At 67.6% G+C, this 20,447-nt stretch carries 21 protein-coding genes; 14 read left to right on the plus strand and 7 right to left on the minus strand.

Annotation, left to right across the window (positions count from 1 at the left end; translation table 11 throughout):
• The first annotated feature begins 266 nt into the window (after positions 1-266).
• The 5 genes from mihF (at position 267) to metK (ending at position 4,279) form a co-directional block, all read left to right on the plus strand.
• Positions 267-584 carry an integration host factor, actinobacterial type gene (mihF, locus tag H7K34_RS17390; protein ID WP_077090846.1) on the plus strand — a complete coding sequence of 106 codons (318 nt, stop codon included), beginning with the start codon at positions 267-269 and terminating at the stop codon, positions 582-584.
• A gap of 58 nt (positions 585-642) precedes the next feature.
• Positions 643-1,269, plus strand: a complete 627-nt coding sequence (gene gmk, locus H7K34_RS17395; RefSeq protein WP_264063232.1) for a guanylate kinase — start codon at positions 643-645, stop codon at positions 1,267-1,269.
• A gap of 77 nt (positions 1,270-1,346) precedes the next feature.
• Positions 1,347-1,670, plus strand: coding sequence for a DNA-directed RNA polymerase subunit omega (gene rpoZ, locus H7K34_RS17400; RefSeq protein WP_108922611.1), 324 nt, complete (start codon positions 1,347-1,349; stop codon positions 1,668-1,670).
• A 52-nt stretch (positions 1,671-1,722) separates the two neighbouring features.
• On the plus strand, positions 1,723-2,973 hold the full coding sequence (coaBC, locus tag H7K34_RS17405) for a bifunctional phosphopantothenoylcysteine decarboxylase/phosphopantothenate--cysteine ligase CoaBC (protein ID WP_264063233.1): 1,251 nt from the start codon (positions 1,723-1,725) through the stop codon (positions 2,971-2,973).
• Positions 2,974-3,067: 94 nt separating this feature from the next.
• Positions 3,068-4,279, plus strand: a complete 1,212-nt coding sequence (metK, locus tag H7K34_RS17410; RefSeq protein WP_264063234.1) for a methionine adenosyltransferase — start codon at positions 3,068-3,070, stop codon at positions 4,277-4,279.
• On the opposite strand, the gene H7K34_RS17415 is transcribed toward metK, so the two are convergent.
• The 4 genes from H7K34_RS17415 to H7K34_RS17430 are packed head-to-tail and all read right to left on the minus strand — an operon-like array spanning position 4,276 to position 8,348.
• Positions 4,276-4,875: a pyridoxamine 5'-phosphate oxidase family protein gene (locus H7K34_RS17415; RefSeq protein ID WP_264063236.1), complete on the minus strand. Its 600-nt coding sequence runs from the start codon at positions 4,873-4,875 to the stop codon at positions 4,276-4,278. The two genes, metK and H7K34_RS17415, sit on opposite strands and share 4 nt — an antisense overlap.
• A 9-nt stretch (positions 4,876-4,884) precedes the next feature.
• The gene (locus H7K34_RS17420; RefSeq protein WP_264063237.1) at positions 4,885-6,384 is read right to left on the minus strand and encodes a flavin-containing monooxygenase; all 1,500 of its coding nucleotides are present in this window, start codon (positions 6,382-6,384) and stop codon (positions 4,885-4,887) included.
• A 16-nt stretch (positions 6,385-6,400) separates the two neighbouring features.
• Positions 6,401-7,366 carry an alpha/beta hydrolase gene (locus H7K34_RS17425; RefSeq protein ID WP_264063239.1) on the minus strand — a complete coding sequence of 322 codons (966 nt, stop codon included), beginning with the start codon at positions 7,364-7,366 and terminating at the stop codon, positions 6,401-6,403.
• A gap of 22 nt (positions 7,367-7,388) precedes the next feature.
• The gene (locus H7K34_RS17430; RefSeq protein WP_264063241.1) at positions 7,389-8,348 is read right to left on the minus strand and encodes an alpha/beta hydrolase; all 960 of its coding nucleotides are present in this window, start codon (positions 8,346-8,348) and stop codon (positions 7,389-7,391) included.
• Here H7K34_RS17430 and H7K34_RS17435 point away from each other — a divergent pair.
• From H7K34_RS17435 to H7K34_RS17445, 3 genes are all read left to right on the plus strand, one after another.
• The gene (locus H7K34_RS17435; protein ID WP_264063594.1) at positions 8,347-9,090 is read left to right on the plus strand and encodes a lysoplasmalogenase; all 744 of its coding nucleotides are present in this window, start codon (positions 8,347-8,349) and stop codon (positions 9,088-9,090) included. The genes H7K34_RS17430 and H7K34_RS17435 overlap by 2 nt on opposite strands.
• A 144-nt stretch (positions 9,091-9,234) precedes the next feature.
• Positions 9,235-11,190, plus strand: a complete 1,956-nt coding sequence (locus H7K34_RS17440) for a primosomal protein N' (protein ID WP_264063595.1) — start codon at positions 9,235-9,237, stop codon at positions 11,188-11,190.
• A gap of 175 nt (positions 11,191-11,365) precedes the next feature.
• The gene (locus tag H7K34_RS17445; protein ID WP_264063243.1) at positions 11,366-11,848 is read left to right on the plus strand and encodes a MarR family winged helix-turn-helix transcriptional regulator; all 483 of its coding nucleotides are present in this window, start codon (positions 11,366-11,368) and stop codon (positions 11,846-11,848) included.
• A 15-nt stretch (positions 11,849-11,863) separates the two neighbouring features.
• Here the strand turns inward: H7K34_RS17445 and H7K34_RS17450 are convergent, their stop codons facing one another.
• Positions 11,864-12,688, minus strand: a complete 825-nt coding sequence (locus H7K34_RS17450) for a class I SAM-dependent methyltransferase (protein WP_264063244.1) — start codon at positions 12,686-12,688, stop codon at positions 11,864-11,866.
• A gap of 211 nt (positions 12,689-12,899) precedes the next feature.
• Here H7K34_RS17450 and fmt point away from each other — a divergent pair, with 211 nt between their 5' ends.
• Genes fmt through ribD form a run of 4 tightly spaced genes read left to right on the plus strand, consistent with a single transcriptional unit; the run spans position 12,900 to position 16,967 of the window.
• Positions 12,900-13,832 carry a methionyl-tRNA formyltransferase gene (gene fmt, locus H7K34_RS17455; protein WP_264063245.1) on the plus strand — a complete coding sequence of 311 codons (933 nt, stop codon included), beginning with the start codon at positions 12,900-12,902 and terminating at the stop codon, positions 13,830-13,832.
• The gene (locus H7K34_RS17460) at positions 13,829-15,223 is read left to right on the plus strand and encodes an RsmB/NOP family class I SAM-dependent RNA methyltransferase (protein ID WP_264063246.1); all 1,395 of its coding nucleotides are present in this window, start codon (positions 13,829-13,831) and stop codon (positions 15,221-15,223) included. Before fmt ends, H7K34_RS17460 begins: the two co-directional genes overlap by 4 nt.
• A gap of 32 nt (positions 15,224-15,255) precedes the next feature.
• The gene (gene rpe, locus H7K34_RS17465) at positions 15,256-15,945 is read left to right on the plus strand and encodes a ribulose-phosphate 3-epimerase (protein ID WP_276059648.1); all 690 of its coding nucleotides are present in this window, start codon (positions 15,256-15,258) and stop codon (positions 15,943-15,945) included.
• A gap of 32 nt (positions 15,946-15,977) precedes the next feature.
• Positions 15,978-16,967, plus strand: a complete 990-nt coding sequence (gene ribD / locus H7K34_RS17470) for a bifunctional diaminohydroxyphosphoribosylaminopyrimidine deaminase/5-amino-6-(5-phosphoribosylamino)uracil reductase RibD (protein ID WP_276059800.1) — start codon at positions 15,978-15,980, stop codon at positions 16,965-16,967.
• On the opposite strand, the gene H7K34_RS17475 is transcribed toward ribD, so the two are convergent.
• Positions 16,964-18,511 carry an MFS transporter gene (locus tag H7K34_RS17475; protein WP_264063596.1) on the minus strand — a complete coding sequence of 516 codons (1,548 nt, stop codon included), beginning with the start codon at positions 18,509-18,511 and terminating at the stop codon, positions 16,964-16,966. The two genes, ribD and H7K34_RS17475, sit on opposite strands and share 4 nt — an antisense overlap.
• A gap of 5 nt (positions 18,512-18,516) precedes the next feature.
• Positions 18,517-19,221, minus strand: coding sequence for an LppX_LprAFG lipoprotein (locus tag H7K34_RS17480; RefSeq protein ID WP_264063249.1), 705 nt, complete (start codon positions 19,219-19,221; stop codon positions 18,517-18,519).
• 131 nt (positions 19,222-19,352) lie between these two features.
• Here H7K34_RS17480 and H7K34_RS17485 point away from each other — a divergent pair, with 131 nt between their 5' ends.
• Together H7K34_RS17485 and H7K34_RS17490 are read left to right on the plus strand one after the other, a co-directional pair.
• A complete protein-coding gene (locus tag H7K34_RS17485) occupies positions 19,353-19,961 on the plus strand; it encodes a riboflavin synthase (protein ID WP_264063250.1) in 609 nt (202 codons plus the stop codon).
• Positions 19,958-20,233: a hypothetical protein gene (locus H7K34_RS17490; protein WP_264063251.1), complete on the plus strand. Its 276-nt coding sequence runs from the start codon at positions 19,958-19,960 to the stop codon at positions 20,231-20,233. Before H7K34_RS17485 ends, H7K34_RS17490 begins: the two co-directional genes overlap by 4 nt.
• Positions 20,234-20,447 lie beyond the last annotated feature (214 nt).

Raw genomic sequence — 20,447 nt, forward strand, 5'->3', positions numbered from 1 at the left:
GCGCTGCTCAGTGCTAAAACCGCAGTTAGAAGGCCTGATCTGGCTCGGCCCTGCGGGAATGTGGCCAGCGCCCCGGCACCGGATCCGGTCGCTGCCAGCGATGCCCAGCAGGCCGCTGACAGCATCCGTAGCCGCCGTACAAGCAGCGGATTTAACCCGTTAACCAGGGGGTCGGGTTAGATTTCGTCAGGAAGCGTGAGTACGGTCGTCTCCGCTGGGCCAAGCACCCAGCAGAGACACGAGATTGATCTAGATACGGAGGAATCGTGGCCCTTCCCCAGTTGACCGACGAGCAGCGCGCGGCCGCGTTGGAGAAGGCGGCTGCCGCACGACGTGCACGAGCAGAGCTGAAAGACCGTCTCAAGCGCGGTGGCACCAACCTGACCCAGGTGCTCAAGGATGCCGAGAGCGATGAAGTCCTGGGCAAGATGAAGGTGTCTGCCCTGCTTGAGGCATTGCCAAAGGTGGGCAAGGTCAAGGCGCAGGAAATCATGACCGAGCTGGAGATCGCTCCGACTCGTCGCCTGCGTGGTCTTGGCGACCGCCAGCGCAAGGCCCTGCTGGAAAAGTTCGGCACCGCCTAACCCGACCTGCGACGATGCAGGCCGGATGGCCTGTGGGCGCACCGACCATGGGGCGCCGATGAGCGTCGACGAGGGACCGGACATCGGGCGCCGCACACGTCCTGAGCCGTCAGGCAAGGGACGCGTCATAGTGCTGTCCGGTCCCTCAGCGGTCGGAAAGTCAACAGTGGTCCGGTGTCTGCGAGAGCAGGTGCCGAACCTGCATTTCAGTGTCTCGGCCACGACGCGGGCGCCGCGGCCGGGCGAGGTCGACGGCGTCGACTACCACTTCGTCAGTCCCGCCCGCTTCCAGCAACTCATCGACGAGGGCGCCCTGCTGGAGTGGGCCGAGATCCACGGTGGGCTGCAGCGATCGGGAACCTTGGCGGAGCCGGTGCGGTCCGCGACTGGCTCGGGATCTCCGGTGCTCATCGAGGTGGACCTGGCCGGAGCCAGGGCGATCAAGAAGGCGATGCCGGAGGCCATCACGGTGTTTCTGGCCCCGCCCAGCTGGGCGGACTTGCAGGCCAGACTGGTCGGGCGTGGTACCGAAACGCCGGAAGCCATGGCGCGCCGCCTGGAAACCGCACGGGTGGAATTGGCAGCCCAAGAAGACTTCGACCAGATCGTGGTCAACAGTCAATTGGAGTCTGCGTGCGCCGAATTGGTATCCTTGCTGGTGGGAAACGCGCCTGGCGCGGCATGAGCCGACTCGTCAGACGCGATTTGAATCGAAGTCTCTAACCGTTTTCAACCGCTCTAAGCGCCAGGAGAAAGTCTTAAGTGAGCATTCCGCAGTCTGACGCGTCGCTGACCGCCGTGGATCAATTCGATCCCTCGGCGGGTGGCCAGCGTGCCTACGACACCCCACTGGGCATCACCAACCCGCCCATCGACGAGTTGCTGGACCGCGTCTCGAGCAAGTACGCGCTGGTCATCTACGCCGCCAAGCGAGCTCGGCAAATCAACGATTACTACAACCAGCTCGGCGAGGGCATCCTCGAGTATGTTGGTCCGCTGGTCGAGCCGGGGCTGCAGGAAAAGCCGCTCTCGATCGCGATGCGTGAAATCCACGGCGACCTGCTCGAGCACACCGAGGGCGAGTAACAGGACGGGGCCGGGCGTGCAGAGCCGCTTCAACGAAGAAGGGCCGGCGTAGGTGGATCGCAAGCGGATCGTCGTCGGTGTCTCCGGGGGTATCGCCGCGTACAAGGCGTGCACCGTCGTCCGGCAGCTTGCTGAGGCGGGCCACGAGGTCCGCGTCATCCCCACCGAATCCGCATTGCGCTTTGTCGGGGCCGCCACGTTCGAAGCGCTCTCCGGTCAGCCGGTGCACACCGGCGTGTTCTCCGACGTTCCCGAGGTGCCGCACGTCCGGCTCGGTCAGCAGGCCGACCTGGTGGTGGTGGCGCCGGCCACGGCCGACCTGTTGGCCCGCGCGGTGCACGGCCGGGCCGACGATCTCCTGACCGCGACACTGCTCACGGCGCGATGTCCGGTGCTGTTCGCGCCCGCGATGCACACCGAGATGTGGTTACACCCCGCCACCGTCGACAATGTGGCGACTTTGCGCCGTCGGGACGCTGTGGTGCTGGAACCGGCATTCGGACGGCTCACCGGCACGGACAGCGGCAAGGGACGGCTCCCTGAGGCCGAAGAGATCACCACGCTGGCCCACCTGCTGCTGGAGCGCTCGGACGCGCTGCCCTACGACCTGGCCGGCCGCAAGCTGCTGGTGACCGCCGGCGGAACCCGCGAGCCGATCGATCCGGTCCGCTTCATCGGCAACCGCAGCTCCGGCAAGCAGGGCTACGCGGTGGCGCGGGTCGCCGCCCAGCGCGGGGCCGAGGTCACGCTGATCGCGGGCCATACGGTCGGGCTCATCGATCCGGCCGGCGTCGAAGTCGTGCACATCAGTTCGGCTCAACAACTCAGCGATGCGGTCTCCAAGCACGCGCCCGATGCCGATGTTCTGGTGATGGCCGCCGCGGTAGCCGACTTCCGGCCCGCCCAGGTTGCCGCCGCGAAGATCAAAAAGGGCCCGAATGATCAAGATCGGCCGCCGACCATCGAGTTGGTGCGCAACGATGACGTGCTGGCCGGCGCGGTGCGCGCGCGATCGCACGGGGAGCTGCCCAAGATGCGGGCTATCGTAGGTTTTGCCGCCGAGACCGGCGACACAGAAGGCGATGTGCTGTTCCACGCCCGAGCGAAGTTGCGACGCAAGGGATGTGATCTGTTGGTGGTCAACGCCGTTGGCGACGGTAGGGCATTCGAGGTGGACAGCAACGACGGCTGGCTGCTGGCCTCCGACGGAGCCGAGGCGGCGCTCCAGCACGGATCGAAGACGCTGATGGCGAGTCGCATCGTCGATGCGATCGTCACGTTCTTGGACAGCGACAGCGGATAGCGCCAGGTTGCAATCGGCCGCCGGAGCCGGTTGAGTTGAAGGCGCCTAAGATAATTTGCCTAACTAACATTAGTCAGTACGGAAGGATGACGCAGTGAGCGAAAAGGGTCGGCTGTTTACCAGTGAGTCGGTGACCGAGGGGCATCCCGACAAGATCTGCGACGCGATCAGCGACTCGGTCCTAGACGCGCTTCTGGCGGAGGATCCCCGCTCACGTGTCGCGGTCGAGACGCTGGTGACCACCGGACAGGTGCACGTGGTCGGCGAGGTCACGACGACCGCCAAGGAGGCGTTCGCCGAGATCACCAACACGGTGCGCGAGCGCATCCTCGACATCGGCTACGACTCCTCGGACAAGGGCTTCGACGGTCTCACCTGCGGTGTGAACATCGGCATCGGCGCGCAGTCGCCGGACATCGCCCAGGGCGTCGACACCGCCCACGAGACGCGCGTCGAGGGCGCCGCGGACCCGCTGGACTCCCAGGGCGCCGGCGACCAGGGCCTGATGTTCGGCTACGCGATCAACGACACCCCGGAGCGGATGCCGTTGCCCATCGCGCTGGCCCACCGGCTGTCGCGCAAGCTCACCGAGGTCCGCAAGAACGGCACGCTGGATTACCTGCGTCCGGACGGCAAGACCCAGGTCACGATCGCTTACGAGGACGACGTCCCGGTGCGGCTGGACACCGTGGTGGTCTCCACCCAGCACGCCGACGGCATCGACCTGGTGAAGACGCTGGACCCCGACATCCGGCGGCACGTGCTGCAGACCGTGCTGGACGAGCTGGCCCACGACACCCTGGACTCGTCGGCGACGCGGGTGCTGGTCAACCCGACCGGCAAGTTCGTGCTGGGCGGGCCGATGGGTGACGCCGGCCTGACCGGCCGCAAGATCATCGTCGACACCTACGGCGGCTGGGCCCGGCACGGCGGCGGCGCCTTCTCCGGCAAAGATCCGTCCAAGGTGGACCGGTCGGCGGCGTACGCGATGCGCTGGGTGGCCAAAAACATCGTCGCGGCCGGGCTGGCGGAGCGGGTCGAGGTGCAGGTGGCCTACGCCATCGGCAAGGCCGCCCCGGTCGGGCTGTTCATCGAGACGTTCGGCACCGCGACCGTCGACCCGGTCAAGATCGAGAAAATCGTGCCCGAGGTGTTCGACCTGCGGCCCGGCGCGATCATCCGCGACCTGGACCTGCTGCGCCCGATCTACGCGCAGACCGCCGCATACGGGCACTTCGGCCGTACCGATGTCGAGCTGCCCTGGGAGCAGGAGAACAAGGTCGACGACCTCAAGCGCGCCATCTAAGGCGCGTCTGAGCGTGCCGCCGCGTCGTCGAGGCTGGACGGCAACGGGTGGTCCGCGTCCAGCGCGGGTAGCCCGTCGATGCTGTGCTGATTGCGCTTGACGGCGTGCACGTACGAGTCGTCGTTGGCTTTGGCGTGATAGGTGTCGAGCACCGGGCGTTCGTCGACAAGCTCGTAGTACGGCACCGCGTATCCGCAGGCGTCGGCGATGCGCTCGACGTCGATGACGATGGCGGCCCGGATGCCGGCATGATCGCGGCCGAAATGCTCCGCCAGATTCCGGAATTCCGCGTCATCCGGACGGACCGTGCGTCCGGTGCCGGATAGCCGCAGGATCCGCGAGTTCCGGGTGAACGAGCAGAACATCAGGGTGATCCGGCCGTTGTCGCGCAGGTGCGCGATCGTCTCCACGCCGCTGCCGAACAGATCGAGGTAGGCGACGGTGTGCTCGTCGAGCACCGCGAAGGTATCGCTATATCCCTTGGGGGATAGGTTGATTCGACCGCCTTCGGACGGGGCGGTAGCGACGAAGAACATGGCCTGGCTTTCGATGAATTCTCGCAGTGACTCGTCGATACGCGAAAACTCTTTTGACATGCCTCGAGCCTAACGCCTGGTGAATCGATAGTCGTCGAGGTCGAAACGGCGACTGCGCCATTGCGCCTCCAGCGTGGTGGTGGGACGTAGCGGCACGTCGCCGTTCTTGTCGAAGTAATAGCTGTTGGCCAGTCGGCAACTGTCCTGCCAGAAGATCTGGCGGTGCCGCTTGCGCATCATCTCGGCGAAGTAGCGGTCGTTGGCCTGTTCGGTCACCTCGACGCGCGCCGCGCCGTCGCGCCGCGCCCGCTTCATGCATCGCACGATGTGGTGCGTCTGCGTCTCGATCAGCGCAAACCACGAAGAGCCGACGAAACCATACGGGCCCATGATGCTGAACATATTCGGGAATCCCGGGACACTGACTCCCTCGTAGGCCTGCAGTCGGCGCTCGTTCCAGAACGCGGTCAGCGTGGTGCCACCGCTGCCGGTGATAGCGAAGGGCGGCATGCTGTCGGTGTCCATCACCTTGAATCCGGTTGCCAGCACCAGCACGTCGATGTCGTGGTTTTCGCCGTCGGCGGTGGCCACCGACCCGGGCGTGATCTTGTCGATCGGCTCGGTGACCAGTCGCACGTTGCCGCGGTTGAACGTGGCCAGGTATCCGTTGTGGAACCCGGGCCGTTTGCATCCCACCGCATACTGGGGCGTGAGCTGCTCGCGGACGTCCGGGTCGTTGACCTGCTGACGCAGGTAGCGGCGACCGGCGGCCCCCATCCGTTTGGCCAGCGGAATCACCGTGAAGTACTGCGCGGCGATCGTGAAAGTCAACTCGACGAAGGCCTGGCTCAGCAGCCGCTGCAGGACCTTACCGCCGGGAATCCGCATCGCCGAGCGCAGCGGCGCCGGCAGCGGGACGTCGAATTTGGGGAAGCACCAAATCGGGGTGCGCTGAAATACGGTGAGCTGTTTAACAATTGGCGCGATCTCCGGGATGATCTGTACGGCCGAGGCGCCGGTGCCGATGATCGCGACGCGCTTGCCGGTCAGATCCTTGCTGTGATCCCAGCGCGCGGTGTGCATCGTGATGCCGTCGAAGGAGTCCACGCCGACGATGTCGGGCAGGTTCGGCACGGTGAGCGCGCCACTGGCGCTGATCAAGAATCTGGCCGTGACTTCTCCGCCCGGATCCGTCTGCACCCGCCACAGCGAGTGCTCGTCGTCGAACTCGGCGCAAAGAACCTTGGTGTTCAACCGGATTCGCGACCGGATGCGGTATTTGTCGACGCAGTGTTCGGCATACGCCTTCAGTTCCCGGCCCGGCGCGTAGGTGCGCGACCAATCCGGGCTCTGCTCGAAGGAGAACTGGTAGGAGAACGACGGAATGTCCACGGCGATACCGGGATAAGTGTTCCAGTGCCACGTTCCGCCGACTCCATCACCGGCCTCGACCACGAGGTAGTCGGTGAGCCCGGACTGGTCGAGCTTGATGGCGGCACCGATGCCGGAGAATCCGGCCCCGACTATCAGGGTCTGATAGTCGGGATTCTCGTTGCGGTCGGGGCTCATTGACGTTCCGTCTTTCCTAGTAGTGCAGTGCCTTTCGCAGCGCCGTCAGCCCGCGTTCGGTGGCCGCGGCGGCAGCCGGTATCACCGGCGCGAAGCTGGCATAGCCGTGTACCAGGGTCGGCTCGTTGCTCAGCTCGGCGGGAACGCCCGCGGCGTTGAGCATTTCCGCGTAGCGCGCCCCATCGTCACGCAGTGGGTCGTGCTCCGCGGTGCCGATGAACGCCGGTGGCAGACCCGACAGGTCGGCGGCATTGGCCGGGGCGAGAGTGATCGGCAGCACGGTGGGGTCGGTGATGTCGATCTCGGGCGGCAGGTACCAGGCCAGGAAGGCTTCGATCACCTCGCGGTCCAGAATCGGGGCGAAGGCGTTCTCGGTGTGCGACGGCAGCGAAAGATCCCCGGTCACGATCGGATACCAGAGCAGCTGGAACGTCAGCTCCGGCCCGCCGTTGTCCCGGGCCATCACGGCCATCACCGCGGCGAGGTTGCCACCCGCCGAATCACCGGCCACGGCGATGCGGTTGGGGTCACCACCGAGTTCGGTGGCGTGTTCGCCGGTCCATTGCAACGCGGCCCAGCTGTCGTTGACCCCGGCTGGGTAGGGGTGCTCCGGAGCGCGCCGGTAGTCCACGGAGACCACGATCGCCTCGGCGACGACCGCATGCGCGCGGGCGACGTGATCGTGGGTGTCCAAGTCGCCCAGACAGAAACCGCCGCCGTGGAAGAAGACGACAACGGGTGATACCTCGGCCGGGGTAGGCGGCCAATAGATGCGAATCGGAATGTCGTTGAGTCCGCCGTGGCCGATCGTGCGCTCTTCGATCCGCAGATCCGGCAGCATTTCGGGCGGCACCTTGAGTACCTTGAGCCGCTCGCGCGCGAGCTCGACGCCGTCGTCCGCGTTGAACGTCATCGGGAAGGCGTCGAGCAGCGCTTTGAACGTCGGATCGATGTCAGGTCGGGCGAGGGGAGGGTCGATCATTCGTTCACGGTACGCCGGGTGTTCACCCGTACAGCGCATCTCGCAACGCCGCGAGCCCGCGATCCGACCCGTCCGTGGCGGCGGGCACCACGCCGGCGTAGCCGAGGTAGCCGTGCACCAACGTCTCGGCGTTGTGCACCTCGACGGGCACGCCCGCGGCGGCCAGCAGCTTGCCGTAGCTGATGCCGTCGTCGCGCAGCGGGTCGTAACCGGCGACGCCGATGTAGGCCGGCGGCAGCTCGGCTAAGTTCTTCGCCCGCCCCGGCGCCATGCGCACCGGCGGGTCGGATAAGTCGGCATCGCCTGCGTACCAACGGGAAAACTGCGCGATGGCCCGGGTGTCAAGAATCGGTGCGATGGCATTCTCGGCGAACGACGGCAGCGACTGGTCCCACAGCACGGACGGATACCACAACAGCTGGAAGATGATCGGCGGTCCGCCCTCGTCGCGGCACTGCTGGGCGATCGCCGCGGCGATGTTGCCGCCAGCCGAATCCCCGGCGAGAGCCATGCGGTTCGGGTCGCCGCCCAGTTCGGTCGCGTGCCCGGCGACCCACCGTGTTGCGGCCCAAGCGTCTTCGACCGCGGCGGGATACGGGTGTTCGGGCGCCAACCGGTAATCGACCGACACCACAATCGTGTCGGCGCCCACCGCATGCTGGCGAGCGGTGCCGTCGTGGGTGTTGAGATCGCCGATCACGAACCCGCCGCCGTGGAGGTAGACAACGACGGGCAGCGCGCTATATCCGGAATCCGTTGACGGCCAATAGATCCTGATGTTGATCGGGCCGGCGGGCCCGTCGATGGCGCGGTCCTCGACGCGCAGTTCAGGATGCACCGACCGGCGCGGCAGGTCGCGGAACCGCTGACGCGCAGCATCGATGCCGTCGTCGGTGGATGGCCGGAACGGAACCGCGTCGAGTACCTTCAGCAGGATGGGGTCGATAGGAGGTTTCTCGTCGGCTTTGTCAAAGCTGGGCATTCAGGTACCGTACGCACCCCGCGTGATGGCCGTCTGCTGGGTGGCGGCCGGCTGGGCGGGCATCGCCTATGGCGTGTACTTGACCGTGGTCGCGGTGCATTCCCCGCCCGGAACCGAGCTCACCGGGCATTGGATTCTGCAGCCGCCGTTCAAGGCGTTGATGGCCTTGCTGTTGACTGTCGCCGCATTCGCACACCCCATCGTCAGCGAGCGGCGCTGGCTGATGCCCGCGCTATTGCTCTCGGCCACCGGCGACTGGCTGCTCGCCATCCCGTGGTGGACCATGTCATTTGTCTTGGGGTTGGCGGCATTTCTGTGTGCGCACCTGTGCTTCATCGGCGCGCTGGCCCCGCTGGTGGTCAAAGGGACGCTGTCGCGGGCCCGCATCGCCGTCATGGTGGCGCTGGGCGTGGCCGCGATCGCGTTGCTGGTGTGGTTCTGGCCGCACCTCGGTCGTGACGATTTGACCCTCCCGGTGACGGTGTACATCTTTGTGCTGACGGCGATGGCATGCACGGCCATCGCGGCACGGTTGCCGACGATCTGGGTGCCGGTGGGCGCGGTGTGCTTCATGGCATCGGACGCGATGATCGCGATCAGCCGGTTCATCCTGGGCCACGAGGCGCTGGCGGTGCCGATCTGGTGGCTGTACGCGGCCGCGATGGTCCTGATCACGGCAGGGTTCTTCTTCGGCCGTGACGTTGCCGGCCCTGACGATGAACCCGGGCCGGCGCAAGGATAACTGTCGGTGGTCGCCGCTACGGTGTGGCCCACGGACGGTAATGATGCTGGCTGACTGCGTATTTCGTGGCTCGGGAGTGCTGTGAGCGCGACCGGTGCCGCACGCACGCCGATCGAGGTGGAACCGATCGCACGAGTGCTGCCGATGTTGTCGGTGCCACACCTGGATCGTGAGTTCGACTACCTGGTGTCGGCCGAGCAATCCGACGACGCCCAGCCGGGGGTGCGAGTGCGGGTCCGGTTCCACGGCCGGCTGGTCGACGCGTTCGTGCTGGAGCGCCGCAACGACACCGACCACGCCGGGAAGCTGGGCTGGCTCGATCGCGTCGTGTCCGCGGAGCCGGTGCTCACCCCGGAGATCCGCCGGCTGGTCGATGCCGTGGCCGCGCGCTACGCCGGGACGCGCCCGGACGTGCTGCGGCTGGCGGTCCCGGCCCGGCACGCCAGGGTGGAGCGGGAGATCACCCAGATCCCGCCGCCGCCGACCATTGAGCCCGTCGACCCGTCCGGCTGGGAGGTCTACAGCCGCGGCGAGCAATTCCTGACCGCCCTGGCCGAGTCGCGTGCCGCTCGTGCCGTGTGGCAGACGTTGCCGGGCGAGCCGTGGGCGGACCGGTTCGCCGAGGCCGCCGCGCAAACGGTCCGCGCCGGCCGCGCGGCGCTGGCGATCGTGCCCGATCAACGGGACCTGGATGCGCTGTGGCTGGCCGCGACCGCCCGGATCGACGAAGACAGCGTGGTGGCGCTGTCGGCGGGCCTGGGGCCGGCCGCACGCTACCGGCGCTGGCTGGCGGCGCTGCGGGGCAAGGCGCGACTGGTGATCGGCACCCGCAGCGCAGCGTTCGCCCCGCTTGCCGACCTGGGGCTGGTCATGGTCTGGTCCGATTCCGACGACAGCCTGTCCGAGCCGCGTGCGCCCTACCCGCATGCCCGCGAAGTGGCGATGCTGCGCGCGCATCAGGCGCGCTGCGCTGCGCTGATCGGCGGCTACGCCCGCACCGCCGAGGCGCACGCCCTGGTGCAAAGCGGGTGGGCCCAAGACATCGTTGCGACCCGGCCGGTGGTGCGGGCCCGCACGCCGCGGGTGGTCGCGCTCGACGACACCGGTTACGCCGACGAGCGCGACCCGGCGGCCCGCTCCGCGCGGATTCCGTCCATCGCGCTGCGCGCCGCCCGCTCGTCGCTGCAGGCCGGGGCGCCGGTGCTGGTCCAGGTGCCGCGCCGGGGCTATGTGCCGTCGCTGGCCTGTGGACGCTGTCGCGCCATCGCCCGCTGCCGGCACTGCACCGGGCCTCTCTCACTGGCCGAGTCACTGCAGGAGCGCGGACCCGGCGCGCTGTGCCGCTGGTGCGGACGTGCCGAGCCGGCGCTGCGCTGCACCCGGTGCGGGTCGGATGCGGTACGCGCGGTCGTCGTCGGGGCCCGTCGCACTGCCGAAGAGCTGGGTCGCGCCTTCGCCGGGACGCCGGTGATCACCTCGGCGGGCGACACGATCGTGGCCGAGGTCGCCGCTCACCCCGCCCTGGTGGTCGCCACGCCGGGGGCCGAACCCCGCGCCGACGGCGGTTACGGGGCGGCGCTGCTGCTGGATACCTGGGCGCTGCTGGGCCGCCAGGATCTGCGCGCCGCCGAGGATGCGCTCTGGCGCTGGATGAGCGCCGCGGCGCTGGTGCGTGCCCGCGGCGACGGCGGCGTGGTGACAGTGGTCGCCGAATCAACGATCCCGACCGTGCAATCGCTGATCCGCTGGGATCCGGTGGGTCACGCGGAAGCCGATTTGGTGGCGCGCGGCGAGGTCGGCCTGCCGCCCAGTGTGCATATGGCGGCGATTGACGGTGGCGCCGGCGCGGTGACGGCATTGCTCGACGAAGCCCGCTTGCCGGACGAAGCAGACGTGCTCGGCCCGGTCGATCTGCCGCCGGGGGTGCGCCGGCCGCCCGGTACCCCAGCGGACGTGCCGGTGATCAGGATGCTGGTGCGGGTGCGCCGCGAGCGGGGTCTGGAACTGGCGGCTAGCCTGCGACGCGGCGTCGGCGTGCTCAGCGCCCGGCAAACTCACGAGCCGGTTCGCGTGCAGATCGACCCGCTGCATATTGGCTAGACATCGCGAATGGGCCACTCACCCAGCAATTTTCCGATAGAAGTCGCAGACCGCCTCACGTAGCGATAGTATGCATGAGCAACAATCTTTATCTCTACATGTTCGCAGGTTGTTATAGTTTCAGCCCTTTAGCTAGCCTGCGGCGGCCCGGATCGGGCCCGGGAAGGTGGCCTGGATGGCGACGGAGAACACGACGAAAGCCAGCGAGTCGCTGGATGTCATCACCGATGCGCTGCTGACGGCGTCACGGTTGCTTGTCAGCATGTCGGCACGGTCAATCGCGCAGGTCGACGAGAACATCACGATCCCGCAATTCCGCACGTTGGTGATCCTGTCCAATCGCGGTCCGGTCAACCTGGCCACGCTGGCCAGCCTGCTGGGTGTGCAACCGTCGGCCACCGGACGCATGGTGGACCGGCTCGTCGCCGCCGGGCTGATCGACCGCCTGCCGCACCCGACCTCACGGCGCGAGCTGATCGCCGCCCTGACCAAACGGGGCCGCGAGGTGGTGCGCCGGGTTACCTCACACCGGCGCGCGGAAATCGCCGCGATCGTGGAACAGATGCCGGTGGCCGAGCGTCACGGCCTGGTACGGGCTCTGACGGCCTTTACCGCCGCCGGCGGCGAACCCGACGCGACGATTGACCTCGATCTGTAGCTCGCCGCGTTGGCGTCATCGCTTCTGCGCGGTGACCAACAGATATTCCCATCCCATGGTGCCACCGGTCAGGAACTCCGCAGCGAGTTCGACCAGTTGTGCGTCGAGTTCGGCAGCCAAGACCCTATTGGCGCCGATGTTGGCGTAAGCCTCGATCGTTGGGCCGTAGTGGTTCTTGAAGTAGTCGTGAACGGCTGTGGCGCAGTCGAATCGATTGACTTCCAACATGGAGCGCGCCGTGGTGATGCGACCGATCCGCTCGCCCAGCAGCCCGGTGACGTAGCCCTCACGTCCCCATAGAGCCGCCGGTGGAACGGCCGACGAAAGGCTCGGCCGGTATGGCCTGAGGGTGGCCAGCATGCGTCCGAAGTATCCCTCCGGTGTCCAGCTGATCACGCCGATCGTCCCGCCGGGCCGGCAGACGCGGACCAGCTCGTCGGCCGCGCGCTGATGGTCCGGCGCGAACTGGACGCCAATCGCCGACATCACGACGTCGAACTCGTCATCGCCGAACGGCAGCGCGTGCGCATTGGCTTCCCGGTAGTCCAGCGTCAGTCCCTGCGCAGTAGCCCTCGCCTGCGACCGCGCCAGCAGCTCCGGTGTCAGGTCGGTGGAAACGACGGTGGCGCCGGTCGTGGCAGCGGGCAGCGAGATGTTGCCCGAACCGGCGGCGACGTCGAGTACTCGGGCACTGTGCCCAATGCCGGTGGCGGTGACCAGAATCGGGCCCAGGGGAGCCATCACCTGCTCGGCCATCAATGCATAGTCGCCCAGCGCCCACATGGCGCGATGAGTGGCCGCCAGCGCGTGGTCTTCGGGAATGGCAGTGTCGAGTGTCATGAAACCCTCCTGGGGGCGCGGGAAAAAGGCTGTTTACTCGACATCGTCGTCGATGGCGGCATCGCGGGAGCGAGCCAATCATTACCCATAGCGATAGTAGCTATCAGCAATAATATATATCTGCATTATAAGTTTCAGCTGAATGCCGGTTGAAAGCTAGCTGGGAGCACGTGCGGGGAGGACAAATCCCATCGCTTCCTAGACTGTCCGGGTGCGTCTCGTCTTCGCCGGCACCCCCGAACCGGCGCTCCCCGCCTTGCGTCGCCTCATCGACTCGCCCCGTCACGAGGTGGTCGCCGTGCTGACCAGGCCAGATGCCGCCGCCGGGCGGCGCGGCAAGCCCGAGCCGTCGCCGGTGGCACGCGAGGCACTCGAGCGTGGCATCCCGCTGTTACGCCCGCCTCGGCCGAACTCGGCGGAGTTCGTCGCCGAACTGGCCGAGTTCGCACCCCAGTGCTGCCCGGTGGTGGCCTACGGCGCACTGTTGCGCGACGGACTGCTCGCCGTGCCGCCGCGCGGCTGGGTCAACCTGCACTTCTCGCTTTTGCCGGCCTGGCGCGGTGCCGCGCCGGTGCAGGCCGCTGTCGCCGCGGGGGACGCGATCACCGGCGCCACGACGTTTCAGATCGAACCCAGCCTGGATTCCGGACCGGTCTACGGCGTCGTGACCGAGCGGATCCAGCCGACCGATACCTCGGGCGATCTGCTTGAGCGGCTGGCGATTTCGGGTGGGGCGCTGTTGGTGGCAACGCTGGACGGCATTGCCGACGGGGCACTGACACCGCAGCCACAACCGGCCGACGGCGTCAGCATTGCACCCAAGATTACCGTCGAAGAGGCCCGGGTGCGGTGGGACCTGCCGGCACCGGTGGTCGAGCGCCGTATCCGCGCCGTCACACCCAACCCTGGAGCCTGGACGATGATCGAGGACCTGCGGGTCAAGCTGGGGCCGGTGCAGATCGATGCGGACTCGTCAGAGTCGTTGCCGCCCGGTGTCATTCACGTGGACCGCAAAAGCGTTCGGATCGGTACCGGCTCGGAACCGGTGCGGCTCGGCCAGCTTCAGCCTCCCGGCAAGAAACTGATGAACGCCGTCGACTGGGCGCGCGGTGCCCGGCTTGACGCCGCCGCGCGGGCGTCATGAGCTCAGCCCCGAAACAGCGCCGGGCTGTCCCGCCCAAACGGCGCAAGCCGCTTGATCCGGCTCGGGCAGCCACCTTTACGGTGCTGCGGGCCGTCAGCGAGCGTGACGCGTACGCCAACCTGGCCCTGCCCGCGCTGTTGCGTGATCGCGGCATCGGCGGACGCGACGCGGCGTTCGCCACCGAGCTGACTTACGGCACCTGCCGCACTCGCGGCCTGCTCGACGCGGTTATCGGCGCGGCCGCCGGACGCCCGCCGGAGGCGATCGACCCGGTGCTGCTGGATCTGCTGCGGATGGGCACCTATCAACTGCTGCGCACCCGTGTCGACGCACACGCCGCGGTGTCGACCACCGTCGAACAGGCTGGGATCGAATTCGATTCGGCGCGAGCCGGTTTCGTCAATGGTGTGCTGCGAACCATCTCGGTGCGGGACGAGAAATCCTGGGTGGACGAACTTGCTCCCGACCCGTCTCGGGATCCGATCGGTCACGCCGCCTTCGTGCACGCGCACCCACGCTGGATCGCCCAGGCCTTCGCCGACGCGCTGGGCGCTGATGCCGGCGAACTCGACGCGGTGCTGGCCAGCGACGACGAACGCCCCCAGGTACACCTGGCCGCTCGCCCGGGTGTGCTGAGCGCGCAGGAGTTGGCCGACGCCGCCGGCGGCAGCGTAGGCCGGTACTCGCCGTACGCGGTGTACCTGCCCGGTGGTGACCCCGGACAGCTGGCGCAGCTGCGCGACGCCCGTGCCCTGGTTCAGGACGAGGGCAGCCAGTTGGTGGCCCGCGCGCTAACGCTGGTTCCGGTCGACGGCGACACCGGACGCTGGCTCGACCTGTGCGCCGGCCCGGGCGGCAAGACGGCGCTTCTGGCCGCGCTGGCAGTCGAGCGTGGTGCCCGGGTCACCGCGGTCGAGCCGTCGCCGGGCCGCGCGGAGCTGGTCGCCCAGAACACTCGCGGGCTGGACGTCGACGTGCTGCGTGTGGACGGACGCGAGACCGGTCTCGAGCCGGGCTTCGACCGGGTGCTTGTCGACGTGCCCTGCACCGGGCTGGGTGCCCTGCGCCGCCGGCCGGAGGCCCGTTGGCGCCGGCAGCCGTCCGATGTGCCCGCGCTGGCCAAGTTGCAGCGCGAACTGCTGGCCGCCGCGATCGCGCTGACCCGGCCCGGCGGCGTGGTGCTCTACTCGACCTGCTCGCCGCATCTCGCCGAAACCGTGGGGGTGGTGGCCGACGCGCTGCGCCGCCACCCGGTGCAGGCGCTGGACGCCCGGCCGCTGTTCGAGCCCGCGGAGCTGGGTCCTTCCGCGCAAGGGCCCTATGTGCAGCTCTGGCCGCACCGGCACGGCACCGACGCGATGTTCGCCGCCGCGCTGGGCCGGCTGCCGTGAGCTCGGCATCCCGGCTCAGTAGTGTGGCGCACATGTCTGGCAGCACCGGGGGACCCCTGATAGCTCCGTCGATCCTGGCCGCCGATTTCGCCCGGCTCGCCGACGAGGCCGCCGCCGTGGCCGGTGCCGATTGGCTGCACGTCGATGTGATGGACGGCCACTTCGTGCCCAACCTGACGATCGGTCTGCCGGTGGTCGAGAGCTTGCTGGCCGCCACGCGCATACCGATGGATTGCCATTTGATGATCGACAATCCGGACCGGTGGGCGCCCCCGTACGCCGAGGCGGGCGCCTACAACGTCACCTTCCACGCCGAGGCCACCGAGAACCCGATCGGGGTGGCCCGCGATATCCGGGCCGCCGGCGCGAAGGCCGGGATCAGCGTCAAACCGGGCACTCCGCTGGAGCCCTACCTGGACATCCTGCCGCAGTTCGACACCCTGCTGATCATGTCGGTCGAGCCCGGCTTCGGCGGCCAGGGCTTCATCCCCGAAGTGCTGAGCAAGGTCCGCATTGTGCGAAAGATGATCGACGCGGGGGAGTTGACGATCCTGGTCGAGATCGACGGCGGCATCAACGCGGACACGATCGAGGAGGCCGCCGAGGCCGGGGTCGACTGCTTCGTCGCCGGGTCCGCGGTCTATGGCGCGCAGGACCCCGAGGCCGCGGTCGCGGCGCTACGACGCCAAGCCGGCGCCGCGTCACCGCATCTACGCCGGTGACCGGTCAGTCTGTCGACAGCCTCGACGCCGCCATGCGCCTGGCGATCGAACAGTCCAAACTGGTCAAGGGCAGCACCTATCCGAATCCGCCTGTCGGAGCGGTGATTCTGGACGCCGACGGCCAGGTTGTCGGTGTCGGCGGTACCGAGCCGGCCGGCGGCGACCACGCCGAGGTGCTGGCGTTGCGCCGGGCCGGGAGCCTGGCCGCCGGTGGCACCGCGGTAGTCACGCTGGAGCCGTGTAATCACTACGGCAAGACTCCGCCGTGCGCGAACGCGCTGATCGACGCCGGCGTGCGCACCGTCGCCTACGCCGTCACCGACCCGAACGAGATCGCGGCGGGCGGCGCGGCCCGGCTGGCGGACGCGGGCGCGCAGGTGTCCTCCGGCGTGCTGGCAGCCGAAGCCGCCGGCGGACCGCTACGCGAGTGGCTGCACAAGCAACGGACCGGATTGCCGCACGTGACATGGAAATACGCCAGCAGCCTCGACGGCCGCAGCGCCGCCGCCGACGGCACCAGCCGGTGGATCTCCAGTGAGGCGGCACGCCTGGACCTGCACCGCCGCCGCGCCGCGGCCGACGCGATCATCGTCGGGACCGGAACCGTGCTGGCGGACGATCCGGCGCTGACCGCCCGGCTGCCCGACGGCTCACTGGCGGAGAAACAACCGCTGCGTGTCGTGGTCGGCATGCGCGAAGTACCGCCCGAGGCAAAGGTTCTCAACGACGATTCGCGGACCATGGTGATTCGCACCCACGATCCTGTCGAGGTGCTCAAGGCGCTGACGGATCGCACCGATGTCCTGCTGGAGGGCGGTCCCACCCTCGCGAGCGCCTTCCTGCGGGAAGAGGCGATCGACCGCATCCTGACCTACGTCGCGCCGATCCTGCTGGGTGGCCCCGTCACCGCGGTCCACGATGTGGGCGTGCCGACCATCGCCCGGGCGATGCGGTGGCGCTTCGACGGCGTGGACCGGGTCGGCCCGGATCTGCTGCTCAGCCTGGTGCCGCAGCGCGGCTAGCGCTCACCCGCCGCGACGGTCTCCTGCTCGGGGACCTCCGGCTCCTCGGCATGTTCCTTGCGGCCGCCGAGCAGCAGTCCCAGCAGCGCGCCCACCACACAGATGACGACGGTGGCCGCGAAGATGTCGCCGTACATCAGGGCGAACGCTTTGAGGTACAGGGTGGCTGAGGCGGCAAGCCGTTCCAGCAGCGTCGCGTCCGGCGGGATCTTCGCCGACAGCCCCGCGATGATCTGGTTGAACCGGTACAACCCCCAGGCGCTCAGCGCCGCGACGCCGATCAGCATGCCCGTCATCCGGGCCACCACCACCGCGGCCGAGGCGATGCCGTGTTGGGCCGACGGCACGACCCGCAGTGCGGCCGAGGTCAGCGGACCGATCACCAGGCCGAGTCCCAGACCGGCTACCAGCAGGTCCGTGTGGACCAGCGGCAGGCTGACCCCGAGGATGTCGTGGTGCTGGGTCATCACATCCATCCGCCAGAAGTGGATCAGCCAGTAACCGTAGGCCGCGATCAGCAGCCCGATGAAGGTCATCGCACGGTCGCCGATCCGGGTCGCGATGACACCGCCCAGCACCGCCCCGATCGGCAGCGCTATCAGGAACCACAGCAGCAAGCCGGCGGCCTGCGCCTGGCTCATTTGCAGCACGCCCTGGCCGAACAGCTCGACGTTGACCAGGGTCACCATCAGCGCCGCGCCCGCGGCCACCGACGCGCCCAGCGCGGCCAGGAAGGGCCGGAAGTGCACTCCAGTCGGTTCGATGAGCCGGGTGCGGCTGAAGCGCTCCCAGAGGATGAACAGCACGGCGACCACAACCGCCCCGATCACCAGCGGCAATCCGTAGCTGGGCAAGATCTGCTTGCCGTCAGGCTCGGGATTGTACAGCCCGATGACCGCCAGGCCCAGCGCGATGGCCAGCAGCACACCACCGACTACGTCGACCTTCTCCGGCTTCTCCGCGCGCTGGTGTGACGGCAGGCTGAACTGGATCATCACCATCGCGATCAAGGTCAGCGGGACGTTGATCCAGAACACATAGCGCCAGTCATGGAACAGCCAGACGATGAAGATCCCGTACAACGGACCGAGCACGCTGCCCAGCTCCTGTGCGGCACCGATGCCGCCCATCACGCCGGCGCGGTTGCGTTGCGCCCACAGATCGGCGCCCAGCGCCAGCGTGACCGGCAGCAGCGCGCCGCTGGCGACGCCCTGGACGGCGCGGCCGGCGATCAGCAGGTGGAAATCGCCCCAATGTCCGGCCAGCGCGGTGATCACCGAGCCGACGATGAACAGCGCCAGGCTGACCTGCAGCACCAGCTTGCGGCCGAACCGGTCCGAAGCCCGGCCCAGCAGCGGCATCGCGGCGATATACCCCAGCAGGTACAACGTGATGATCCAGGTGATGCGCTGCAGCTGGTTGATCGGAATATGAACGTCGCTCATGATGTCGCGCATGATCGTGACGACGACATAAGCGTCCAGGGCGCCCAGCAGCACGGCGAGGCTGCCGGCGCTGATCGCGATTCCGCGTCCAGCTCGCATACTCATCAGCTCACCGGGGGCTTGGTGACGGTGACCGGCTTGCCCCAGTCCGACAACGTCACCTGGACGGAATTGCCCTGGCTCTTCTGCAGGTTGGCCTGGACCAGCTGGTGATCGCCACCCTCCTGAATCCACACGGTGGACGGCAGGGGCTGGGTCGCGTTCATGCTCGGGATGATCTTGTTCACCGCGTCCGCGGTGGCATTGCCGCTGATCTTGATCGTGGTCTGGCCGTTGATCGTTTCGCGTCCCTCAGCCTTGGCGTCGGAGAAGTTCGCCAGCATGTTGCCCAGGCCGGCATCGGGGCTCAGCAGCACCGAGACGTCGTAGACGTCGGAGGCCTTACCGAAATCGCTCCACTTGTTCGGCGTGAGCGTGGCATACAGCACCGAGTCGTAGACCACGAAGTTCGCATCGATGTCGGAGCCCGCCATCGACAGCTGCGCGTTGCCCGACGCGGCGGTGCTCGGAGTGGTGGTCAGGTCGCCCGTCAGCTTCCTGATCGGCAGTCCGGGAATCTTGCCCTCGGTCGACAGCACCAGGTGCACGCTCTTGACGGTTTTGGTGACGTCGGCGGACTGCTTGACCAATGTGGTGGCGTCGGGCAATGGGCCACCGCTCTGCTTCGAACCCGACGAGCAGCCCGCGATCAGGGCGGTGGCGACAGTCAGGGAAGCGAGGACGGCCGTTAGACGGCGGCGTGTCTGCATACCGTGCATCGTAGAGGGTCTCGATGACGGGGCTTCGGGACGCGGGGGGCCCTCGGCCGCGCGACGAGCACGTTTCGCCTGTCGGTCGTGGCCGTTCACCAGGCAAAGCATCGGCGAATTAGCCTGGTGGAATGTTCACTGGAATTGTCGAGGAACTCGGAGAGATCACCGGCCGGGACGTCCTCGCCGACGCGGCCCGCCTGACCATCCGCGGGCCCGTCGTCACCGCCGACGCCGGCCACGGAGATTCGATCGCCGTCAACGGCGTGTGCCTGACGGTCGTCGAGTTGCTGGCCGATGGTCAGTTCACCGCCGATGTGATGGCCGAAACCCTGGACCGGTCCAATCTGGGCGGGTTGCAGATCGGTAAGCGGGTCAATCTCGAGCGGGCCGCGGCGGTCAACAGCCGGCTCGGCGGGCACATCGTGCAGGGGCACGTCGACGGCACCGGCCAGGTGGTCGCCCGCACGCCGTCGGAACACTGGGAAGTAGTGCGCATCGAGATCCCCCCGGAGGTCGCTCGCTACGTCGTGGAGAAGGGGTCGATCACCGTCGACGGGATTTCGTTGACCGTCTCCGGGATTGGCGCGCAGCCACGGGACTGGTTCGAGGTCTCGCTGATTCCGACCACCCGGGAATTGACCACGTTGGGCAATGCCCCGGTCGGCACCCTGGTGAACCTGGAAGTCGATGTAATTGCGAAATACGTCGAACGGCTGATGACTGCAAGAAACCAATGAGGGTCGTCTCCGTAATCGCCGCCGGCGCCGTGGTGTGGACGGCGTGGCTATTCAGCTGCGGAACCGCCCACGCCGACGCGAACCAGGAAAAAGAGGCGTGTCAACTGATGGACGATCCTGAAGGACGTGATTCGGGCTATCAGCCCGCCGAATACGCCTTCATGATGTTGCGTGGCAAGATGACGGCGTCGGACGCGCGAAATGCGATCTCCCTGGGGGTTCAGGACTTCTGCCCCAATCACCTGGTCGACTTACCGGCCAGTTGGCGATAAAAGCCTAATTACATTCTGTCGCAAGCGGATTCAAGTAATCCTGTTGAGTCCCAGAAGGTGTGGCAGCGGCCGGAAAAGGGCAATTGAGAGCCCCGTGGCTCGTTGCCTCCATGCCATTTACGGGGGATTCCCGCACCGGGAAGGGACCCCGGCCAAAGATTGCATTTTGGTAACAATAGTCACGATCGCACTACACCATGGCGACACGCCTGTT

The organism is Mycobacterium montefiorense (assembly GCF_025823255.1).
In the GTDB taxonomy this organism is placed as follows: domain Bacteria; phylum Actinomycetota; class Actinomycetes; order Mycobacteriales; family Mycobacteriaceae; genus Mycobacterium; species Mycobacterium montefiorense.